The organism is Stenotrophomonas sp. 05L413 (assembly GCF_056397945.1).
In genome coordinates, this window is record NZ_JBFTOL010000017.1 from 1 (window position 1) to 559 (window position 559).

A 559-nucleotide genomic window follows, 5' to 3' on the forward strand; every position below is an offset into this window, starting at 1 on the left:
CCGTCGCCATCGGATCGGCCGCCAGATCCGCCGCAAACCGCGCACCATCGATCGGCGTCACCTGCACAGACTCGGCCGCACCGGCCACCAGCCTGCGCGGCAACTCACCGTGATCGGCGTCCAGCTTTTCCAGCAGATCCGGTGAAATCGTCAGGCGATCGCAGCCTGCCAGCGCCTCGATCTGCGCCGTCGAACGGAACGACGCGCCCATCACCACCGTCGGCGAACCGCGGCGCTTGAACTCGGCATACACGCCGCGCACGAACACCACGCCCGGGTCTTCATCGATGSTSGCCGGCGCCTGGCCGTTGGCCACGTACCAATCCAGGATGCGGCCCACGAACGGCGAGATCAGGAACGCCCCGGCCTCGCTGCAGGCCAGCGCCTGGGTCGGATTGAAGATCAGCGTCAGGTTGCAGTCGATCCCTTCGGCCTGCAGCTGGCGCGCCGCTTCCACGCCTTCCCAGGTTGCCGCGATCTTGATCAGCACCTTGCTGCGCGGCACGCCGGCCGCTTCGTACATGGCGATGAACTGGCGCGCCTTGGCCACCGTGGCCGC

The 559-nt window shown here is 68.0% G+C and carries 1 protein-coding gene; it reads right to left on the reverse strand.

From position 1 onward, the window contains the following. A partial coding sequence (locus AC1DIQ_RS18950) for a transaldolase family protein (RefSeq protein ID WP_478050600.1) occupies positions 1-559 on the reverse strand: 559 nt, incomplete at both ends.